The following is an 8,214-nucleotide window of genomic DNA, read 5'->3' as shown; positions in this document are numbered from 1 at the left end:
GCCAGAGGCAGGCCGCGAGCGCGGCCAACGCCAGACCGCCCTTGATCAGGGCCATGCAGCGGATCACCCGGACGAGATCCGGATCGATCGCAACAGCAGGCGCCCGCACGACCCCGACCGTCCCGGCGACGAGCGCGACGGCGGCGGCCACGACCAGCACCGGGCGCGGCCCGAGCCCGATCGCGACGCGTGCGGGAAACACCGTCGCGTCCGGGGCGAAAGCTGTGGGGACCCGCATCGATGCCTCCGCGTGCGTCCAGGATCGGCTTTGGGCTACCCCCGGCTGGGGTCGCGTCTCAGTGTGAACGTCGGGCAGGCGGTGTGCAACGCATGCATCTCTGCCGGTCCGCTTCGAGCCGAAAAGATCATCGCGCAGGCCCAGGCGGCCCCCACGATCGGACGTTCCACCCGGGCGATCCGATTGGATCGCAGCGCCACCCTCATGCGAGGATGGACGACGGAAGGCGTACCGTGAACGTCGTGCCCTGGGCGTTGGTCGCGGTCGCGAGAATGCCGTCGATCTGGCGCACGAAGGCTTCGACGAAGCGCGAGCCGAGTCCCGAGCCGGATGGCCCACCGCCGGTGACCACGAGACCGGCGCCGTTGTCGCTGACGGTCAGGGCGACCTCACCCTCACGCCGGTCGAACCCGAGGACGATCTGACCTTTCCCGTCAGGGAACGCGTACTTGACCGCATTCGTCGCGAGCTCGTTGACGATCAGTCCGATCGTCACCGCGTGATCGGGATCGATCGACAGCGGCTCCGCGGAGACGGAGATGGTGACGTGCGAGCCCTCCCCCAGAAGACTGGCGCGCAAGCTCGTGGCGATGCCGGTGAGGTAGGTGTCCATCGGGACCGGGCCGAGCGCGGCGGAGCGCGCGATGACATCGTACAGCTGGGCGACCGCACCGATCCGAGCCTGCATGGCCCGGTAGCCTTCCCGGCACGGTTCGGCCGCCCGGCGGGCCTCGTAGGATACGAAGGAGGTGATGACCGTCAGGCTGTTCTTGATCCGATGGGCCAGCTCGGTCGACAGCATCTCGCGATGCCGTTCGAGCATCCGCGCCTCGGTCACGTCCTCGAACACCACCAGCATCCGGGTGACGTGATCGCCGGGGCGGAACACCTTGCGGGCGTTCAGCTTGAAGATTCGTCTTCCGAGGCCCGGAAATTCGTCCTCGATCTCGAAGCCGTCGAAGGCCTCCTCGTCCGGGACCACGCGCGCCAACAGCGCCTGCAGCTTCCCGATCTTCCATTGCCCCTGCGACAGGTCGTGAAGCTTGTGGCCGATCACGGCTTCGGCGGGCACGTCGAAGAGCTGCAGGAAGGCGCGGCTCGCGGTGGTCACCCGCATGTCGCCTTCGAGGATCAGGAGCGGATCCCGAATGGTATCGACGACGTTCTGGGCAAGTTCCCAGGTGCGTTCGCTTTCGCGTCGCGCTTCGCGCGCCTCCGTCACGTCCTCGATGGCCAGCAGAAGCCGCTCTGTGCCGTCGCCCGGGCGGTAGACCTTGCGGGCGTTGAGAAGCATGACCTTGCGACCGATCCCGGGGAAGTCGTGCTCGACCTCGTAGGCCTCGACGACCTGGTCATCGGGGATGATCGTGCCGAGCAGGTCTCGGAGAGCCGGAATGTCCCACTGGTCGTTGCCGAGCTCGAACAATCGCTGCCCGATGGTGTCCTCGACCGTCACGCCGAAGGTGCGGCAGAACGCGCGATTGGCCGACCGGACGCGCAGATCCCCGTCGAGCACCAGAAGACCGGTCGGGATGGTTTCGACGATGTCGTTGGCGCTGATGGCGTTCATGCCAGCCCATCCATCCGGATCTCCGCCGTCTTCCTGCATGGCGGTCGTCCCCGAGTCGTTATGGCTCTTCAAGCAGTAGACCGCGACGGACCGACATCATAGATCCTTCGGCAGACAGCCCCGACGCCAGCCGACATTCCCGATGCCCAGCGCGCGAACGTCGGCCTTTTGCATCCTACAGGTCGATCGCTACGCCACGATCGGGTCGAGACCAGCCGGTCGAGCAGGCTCGCGTTTCAATCCGAGGCTCGACGCCGAGGACAAATTCGCCCCCCCGGCCGGCGCCGCTCGTCCCGCTCAGCCCGGCGGGATCACCTCGATCTGCAGGCCGCCGTAATAGGCCGCGAGGTTGGCGATGTCGGCATCCGACAGGTCTTTGGCCACGACCGACATCACCGGGTTCTGCCGGGTGCCGTCGCGGTACTCGGTGAGCGCCTTCACGAGGTAGACCTCGACCTGGCCGGCGAGGTTCGGCGCCTCGGGCAGCTTCGAGAGCCCGTCCATCCCGTGGCAGGTCTGGCAGGCGGTGGCGCGCTTCCGGCCCGCCGCCGCGTCGCCGGCCTGGGCGAGGGCGGGCGCGAGGGCGAGGATCAGGGCGAAGGCGGCGAGGCGGATCATGCGGGGACCGGGCGGGTGCGAGCCTGTGGACGTTCGAGAATGCGCATCGCCCGCACGCCGCCGAGCCCGGGATCGGCACCCCGGCCGCACGCGCCGGGCGAGCCCGGCGCGTGCGTGTGCAGGTGACTGTGCAAGTGGTTTTGCAAGTGGTTTTGAAAGTGATCCTGGAAGTGATCGTGCAAGTGGCCGTTCAGGTGTCGGTGCGTGTGGCTGTACCGATGGAAGTGTGTTCTATTTCGCGTCGTTTTCGTACGAAATCCGGTAGATCGCGCCGGCCGAGTCGTCGGAGACCAGGAGCGAGCCGTCGAGCAGCACCGCGACGTCCACGGGGCGGCCGAGATACTCGCCGTCGCCGGTCAGCCAGCCTTCCGCGAAGGGCTTCGGCTGGCCGACCTTGCCGTCGACGACGGGCGCGAACATGACGCGCGCGCCGACCGGCTCGGTGCGGTTCCACGAGCCGTGCTCGGCGATGAAGATGCCGCCGCGATAGGCCTGCGGGAACTGGCGGCCGTTGTAGAAGGTCAGCCCGAGGTCGGCCGCGTGCGGCGCCAGCTCGGCCACCGGGGCGACGACGCCGGCCGGCGGGGTCTGGTCCTTGTACTCGACGGTGCGGACGGCGCCGCCGCCGAACCACGGGAAGCCGAAGTTCTCGCCGGCCTTGGTGGCGTGGTTGAGCTCGCCCGGCGGCTTGTCGTCGCCCATGCCGTCGACCTGGTTGTCGGTGAACCACAACGACTTGTCGGCGGCGAAGTCGATGCCGACGGAGTTGCGGATGCCGGTGGCGTAGACCTCGCGGTTCTTGCCGTTGGCGTCCATGCGCACGATCCCGCCGATGCCGTGCGTGCGGTAGAGATCCATCTTCTCGGGCGCCGGCACGTTGTAGGGCTGGCCGAGCGCGATGTAGGTCTTGCCGTCCGGGCCGACGCGGCAGACGCGGGCGGTGTGGTTGTAGCTCTCCTCCGAGGCCGGGATCAGCTCGCCCTGCTTGACCACGATTCCGGCGGCGACGTCCGGGTTCTCGTAGAAGAACTCGGCCGCGGGGAAGGACAGCACCCGGTTCTGCTCGACAACCGTGAGCACGCCGTCCTTCGAGAAGCAGACGCCGTTGGGGATCTTGAAGTCGATGCCCGGCGCGAAGGCGCGGACCTCGTCGGCGACGCGGTCCTTGTCGCGGTCGGTGACGGTGTAGACCTTGGTCTTGCGGGTGCCGACGAACAGCACGCCGGCATTGGGGCCGACGGCGATCGCGCGGGCGTCCGGCACGATCGCGTAGAGGTCGATCTTGAAGCCCTCGGGGAGCTTGATCTTGGCGAGCGTCTTGCGGATCGCGTCGGCCTTGCGGCCGGTCTGCGGGATTTCGGGGGCGGGCGCCGTGTTGGTGCTCTGCATGCCCTGGAGCTTGACCAAGTCGTCCACCTTGGCCTTGGTCTCGGCGGGCGGCGCGCCCTGGGCGAGGGCGGACGTGACGAGGGCGGCGCTGGACAGAAGCGCGGCGAGGAACACCGGACGCATGGGGCTGATCTCCCGAGACCGCCCTTGAGACCGGGCGTTGGCGGGGAGTGTATGCCGCGGGCGGGCGCCGGCAAGGCCGCGTCGTAACGCGGCCCGGCCTCTGTCGCCTCAGGCGACCTTGCGCGGCACCAGCCGCTCGCTGGCGAGGGCGTGCTCCGCGCCGGAGACGCCGGCCTCGGTGTACTCGGCGTCCTCGTTGACCCGCCAGACGTCGTGGCGGCGTTTGCCCGCGACGATGTTCTCGACGGTGAGCATCGCCGTCATCATCGCATGGTCCTGATTGTTGTACTTGTGCATGCCGTTGCGCCCCACAAGATGCAACGTAGGGTAGTCCATCTCCAGCTCGATCCGCACCAGCGCGACGTTCTCGGCATAGGTCTCGTCGTAGACCGGATAGGCCTTGGGCTGGCGCACGACGCAGGCGTCGATCACGTCGGCCGGGTCGATCAGGCCGATCTGCCCGATCTCGCGCTTGGCCAGCGCCACGAGGTCGGCGTCGCTCGCGGTCCAGAGGCCGTCGCCCTCGAAGCAGAAATATTCGAGTCCGAGGCAGGTGTGGGCCTCGTCGGGCACCATCTCCGGCGACCACGAGCGGAAGTTCTGCACCCGGCCGACCTGGACGGACGGGTCGTGGATGTAGATCCAGTTGTCCGGGAAGTCCTCCTGCGACTTGGCGATCAGCGCCACCGTGACGAAGTCGCGGTACTGCAGCGCCCGCGCCTGGAATGTGCTGATCGGGCGCGGCGTGATCGCGTCCACGAGCTCGCGCACGGGCGCCGACGAGATCACGTGGCGCGCGGTGAAGGTCTCGCGCGTGCCGTCGCCGCGCAGGGCCGAGACGCGCCACAGGCCGGCGGCGGCGTCGAACGAGAGGCCGTCGACGCCGCGGTCGAGCAGCACCTTTCCGCCCTGCGCGGCGATCTTGTCGGCGGCCGCCTCCCACATCATGCCGGGGCCGCGGCGGGGATAGCGGAACGACTCGATCAGCGTCTTGATCACCGGCTCGCCGGCCTTGCGCTTGGCCTTGATCCCGAGCGATCGCTTCAGCGCGTCGCGGATGGCGGCGCCGAGGTCGAGGCCCTTGATGCGCTGCGCGGCCCAATCGGCCGAGATCGCGTCGCAGGACATGCCCCAGACCTTCTCGGTGTAGGTCTTGAAGAAGATCGAGAACAGCTTCTCGCCGAACTGGTTGCGGACCCAGCCGTGGAAGTGCTTGGGCTCATGGATCGGCTTGGCGCGGGCGTAGAGGTAGGACAGCACGCAGGCGGTGCTGGTGAGGATCCCAAGGTTGCGCAGGGCCTCGAACGCCTTCAACGGGTAGGCGTAGTACTTGCCCTGGTAATAGATCCGCGACAGGCGCGGACGCTCGATGAAGTCGTTGGGCAGGATCTCGTCCCAGAGGTCGACCACGGCCTTCGACTTCGAGAAGAAGCGGTGCCCGCCGATGTCGAACAGGTAGCCGTTGTGGCTCACCGTGCGCGAGATGCCGCCGACCTGATCCGGGTCGCGCTCCAGCACGGTGACGTCGCGGCCCTGCTTCGACAGCAGGTAGGCCGCCGTCAGCCCGGCGGGTCCGCCGCCGATCACCAGCGTCTCGGTGTGGTGACTCATCCGCTGCCCCGGCCTGCCTTCGCGTCGTCAGACCTTGCTCCCGGCGTGGTTAAGGAAACCTGCCAAGCCGGCGGCCTTGACCGCCCGTTAAGCGCGTTCGCGGCAAGGTCGCGCCAGCACGACGAGACCCGTCGCGGCCGGACCCTCCGGCGGACAACCGGAGAGGCGCGATGGCGGCCACAGCTTCGTTTCCGGCCGCGCCGCCGGCGGGCCTCCATGCGCGCAAGCTCCTGTGGCTGCTGGTCCTATTCTGCGTCGTCACGCTGTATCCGCCGGGCGACGTGATCGAGACGATCCGGCACCTGCGCGTGCCCGACACCGACGACGCCATGCGCCTGGTCGAGGCCCGCGACCTCGCCGCCGGCCAGGGCTGGTACGACAACGTGCAGTACCGCTTCCTGCCGCCGGACGGCGTGCCGAGCCACTGGTCGCGCCTGCTCGACGCGCCGCTGGCCTGCCTGCTGCTCGTGCTGACGCCGTGGGTCGGCTCCGGTCTGGCGGAGGGGCTCGTCGCGGCGTTCTGGCCGCCGCTGCTGCTCGCGGTCTACGCGACCGCGCTTTTTTCCGGCGTCCGGACGAGCTTCGGCCCGCGGGCGGCGGTGCTGGCGGTGCTCGCCGCGACGCAGACCTTCGGCGTCACCGTGCAATTCGCCGCCGGCCGCGTCGACCACCACGACGTGCAGATGATCGCGATCCTCGGGATGGCGACGGCCCTGATCCGCGGCGGCGCGCGGGCCGGGGTGGCGGCCGGGGCACTCGCGGCCTTCTCCCTGGCGATCGGCCTCGAAGGCCTGCCCTCCGTCGCGCTCGGGGCGCTGTTCGTGGTCGGCGACTGGGTCTTTCGCGGCCGGCCGGCCCTGCCCTGCTTCCTCGGCTTCGGCCTCGGGCTCGACGGCGACGTGTTCCGCCGCGTCGCCGCGATCCTGTTGATCCTCGTCGGACTCGTATTGCTGGTCCCGATGGCGCAGACGCGCCTCGCGGTGGCCGCCGGCCCGGTGGCGAACTGGACCGAGACCCGCTTCGGCGGCTTCTCCACCACCGGCCTTTGGGGCCAGTTCGGCGTCGGGCTGCTGCTCGGCGCGGTCTGGAGCCCCTGCGTCGGCCCGACGCTCGGTGCCGCCTCGATCCTCGCCGCGCAGGGCCGCGACCTCTGGACGGTCGGGCTGACGATGCTGGTGTTCGGCCTCGGCGCGGCCCTGCCGCTCCTGGTCCTCGGCGCCCTGTCGCGATCCGTGCTGGTCGGCTGGCGCGACCGGCTGATGCGGGTCGGCAAGGGGATGAAGGCGGCGTTGGGCGCGATCCTCGTCGTCACCGGCCTCGTCATCGTGCTCGGCGCCGACAAGCGGATCGAGGCGGTGCTGGTCGACGCCGCGCCGGATTGGCTGAACGCGCTGACGACCCGCTACTGACGCGGCCGGCTTGCGCGTCAGCGCTTGAAGAACGCGTCCGCCGCGCCGAGCGCGTCCTGCTTCGCCGTCCGCGCGGCTTCGAGCCGCCGGATCTCGGCGGTCAGCAGCGCGATCCGGTGATCGATCTCGTCCACCGACAGGGTGTCGAGCGGCTGGCCGACCTCGTGGTGGACCGGGCGCTTCACCTGCTCGTCGTCGTCGCGCATCGAGAAGGTCCTCACAGGAGAGGCGTTCCGGCAACCGGCGGTAGGCCGAGATGGAGGGCGACCGCGGCGCCGATGTCGGCGAACGACGCCCGGCGTCCCAGCGCCCGCGGCGCGATGTCCGATCCGAAGGCCAGGACCGGCACCTGCTCACGGGTGTGCTCGGTGCCGTGCCAGGTCGGGTCGTTGCCGTGGTCGGCGGTGACGAGGCAGAGGTCGCCCGGGCGCAGCGCCGCGCGGATATCGGGGATGCGGGCGTCGAACGCTTCGAGCTCGGCGGCGTAGCCCGGCACATCGCGACGGTGGCCGTGCTCGCTGTCGAAGTCGACGAGGTTGGCGAAGACGAACCCGCCGTCGCGAAGGCGTCCGAGCGCGTCGATCGCGGCGTCGAGACAGGCGCCGTTACCGCCGGGCTTGACCTCGCGGCCGGTGGCGCGATGCGCGAAGATGTCGCCGATCTTGCCGACGCTGACCACGTCGCGGCCCGCAGTCGCGAGCCGGTCGAGCAGGGTGTCGCCGGGCGGGGCGACGGAGAAGTCTCGGCGGTTGCTCGTGCGGCGGAAGCCGGCTTCTCCCGTGCCGGTGAACGGTCGCGCGATCACGCGGCCGACGCGGTAGGCGTCGCACAACTGGCGCGCGGTCCGGCACAGCGCGTAGAGGCGCTCGAGGCCGAAGGCCTCCTCATGGGCCGCGATCTGGAAGACGCTGTCTGCGGAGGTGTAGCAGATCGGCTTGCCGGTCCGGAGGTGCTCGGCGCCGAGCGCGTCGATGATCGCGATGCCGGAGGCGTGGCTGTCGCCGAGGATGCCGGGCAGGTCGCCGAGGCGGATCAGGTCCCGGATCAAGGCCGCTGGGAAGGCCGGCCGCGTGTCGGGGAAGTACCCCCACGGCTCGCGCATCGCGAGGCCGGCGATCTCCCAATGGCCCGAGGGCGTGTCCTTGCCGGCGGCGGTCTCCACCGCATGGCCCCAGGCGCCGAGGATTTCCGCTGGCGGCGCGAGCCCCGGCGGCATCCGTCCCGACGCGCCCTCGCAGGCGAGCCCGAGCCCGAGG

6 protein-coding genes and 2 pseudogenes are annotated in these 8,214 nt (G+C 69.9%); 1 reads left to right on the top strand and 7 read right to left on the bottom strand.

What is annotated here, in order from left to right; all coding sequences use genetic code 11:
• From FV222_RS11860 to FV222_RS11840, 5 genes and pseudogenes are all read right to left on the bottom strand, one after another.
• A pseudogene (locus FV222_RS11860) lies at positions 1-238 on the bottom strand (hypothetical protein); the annotation flags it as partial.
• 202 nt (positions 239-440) lie between these two features.
• On the bottom strand, positions 441-1,808 hold the full coding sequence (locus tag FV222_RS11855; RefSeq protein WP_147751372.1) for a PAS domain-containing protein: 1,368 nt from the start codon (positions 1,806-1,808) through the stop codon (positions 441-443).
• Between the two features lie 297 nt (positions 1,809-2,105).
• Positions 2,106-2,426 (bottom strand): cytochrome c, encoded by a 321-nt coding sequence (locus tag FV222_RS11850; protein ID WP_147751373.1) that lies wholly within the window; start codon positions 2,424-2,426, stop codon positions 2,106-2,108.
• A 231-nt stretch (positions 2,427-2,657) separates the two neighbouring features.
• On the bottom strand, positions 2,658-3,938 hold the full coding sequence (locus tag FV222_RS11845) for a PQQ-dependent sugar dehydrogenase (RefSeq protein WP_147762326.1): 1,281 nt from the start codon (positions 3,936-3,938) through the stop codon (positions 2,658-2,660).
• Positions 3,939-4,046: 108 nt separating this feature from the next.
• Positions 4,047-5,549, bottom strand: coding sequence for an NAD(P)/FAD-dependent oxidoreductase (locus FV222_RS11840; RefSeq protein WP_147814371.1), 1,503 nt, complete (start codon positions 5,547-5,549; stop codon positions 4,047-4,049).
• 770 nt (positions 5,550-6,319) lie between these two features.
• Between FV222_RS11840 and FV222_RS29560 the strand changes: the two are divergent.
• Positions 6,320-6,958: pseudogene (locus FV222_RS29560) on the top strand (cytochrome c biogenesis protein CcdA); the annotation flags it as partial.
• A gap of 17 nt (positions 6,959-6,975) precedes the next feature.
• On the opposite strand, the gene FV222_RS11830 reads toward FV222_RS29560, so the two are convergent.
• Together FV222_RS11830 and FV222_RS11825 are read right to left on the bottom strand one after the other, a co-directional pair.
• Positions 6,976-7,164 carry a DUF1192 domain-containing protein gene (locus tag FV222_RS11830; protein WP_147814367.1) on the bottom strand — a complete coding sequence of 63 codons (189 nt, stop codon included), beginning with the start codon at positions 7,162-7,164 and terminating at the stop codon, positions 6,976-6,978.
• 11 nt (positions 7,165-7,175) lie between these two features.
• The coding region (locus tag FV222_RS11825; RefSeq protein ID WP_147814365.1) for a phosphopentomutase at positions 7,176-8,214 on the bottom strand (1,039 nt) is incomplete at its 5' end.

The organism is Methylobacterium sp. WL103 (assembly GCF_008039885.1).
Classification (GTDB): domain Bacteria; phylum Pseudomonadota; class Alphaproteobacteria; order Rhizobiales; family Beijerinckiaceae; genus Methylobacterium; species Methylobacterium cerastii.
Note: the sequence above shows the minus strand (reverse complement) of the source record. Positions and strands in the feature narration are given on the sequence as shown.

Bases quoted from the DNA above. Each gene is read 5' to 3' on its own strand.
- FV222_RS11855 (WP_147751372.1), bottom strand. From the start codon at position 1,808: ATGAACGCCATCAGCGCCAACGACATCGTCGAAACCATCCCGACCGGT.
- FV222_RS11850 (WP_147751373.1), bottom strand. From the start codon at position 2,426: ATGATCCGCCTCGCCGCCTTCGCCCTGATCCTCGCCCTCGCGCCCGCC.
- FV222_RS11845 (WP_147762326.1), bottom strand. From the start codon at position 3,938: ATGCGTCCGGTGTTCCTCGCCGCGCTTCTGTCCAGCGCCGCCCTCGTC.
- FV222_RS11840 (WP_147814371.1), bottom strand. From the start codon at position 5,549: ATGAGTCACCACACCGAGACGCTGGTGATCGGCGGCGGACCCGCCGGG.
- FV222_RS11830 (WP_147814367.1), bottom strand. From the start codon at position 7,164: ATGCGCGACGACGACGAGCAGGTGAAGCGCCCGGTCCACCACGAGGTC.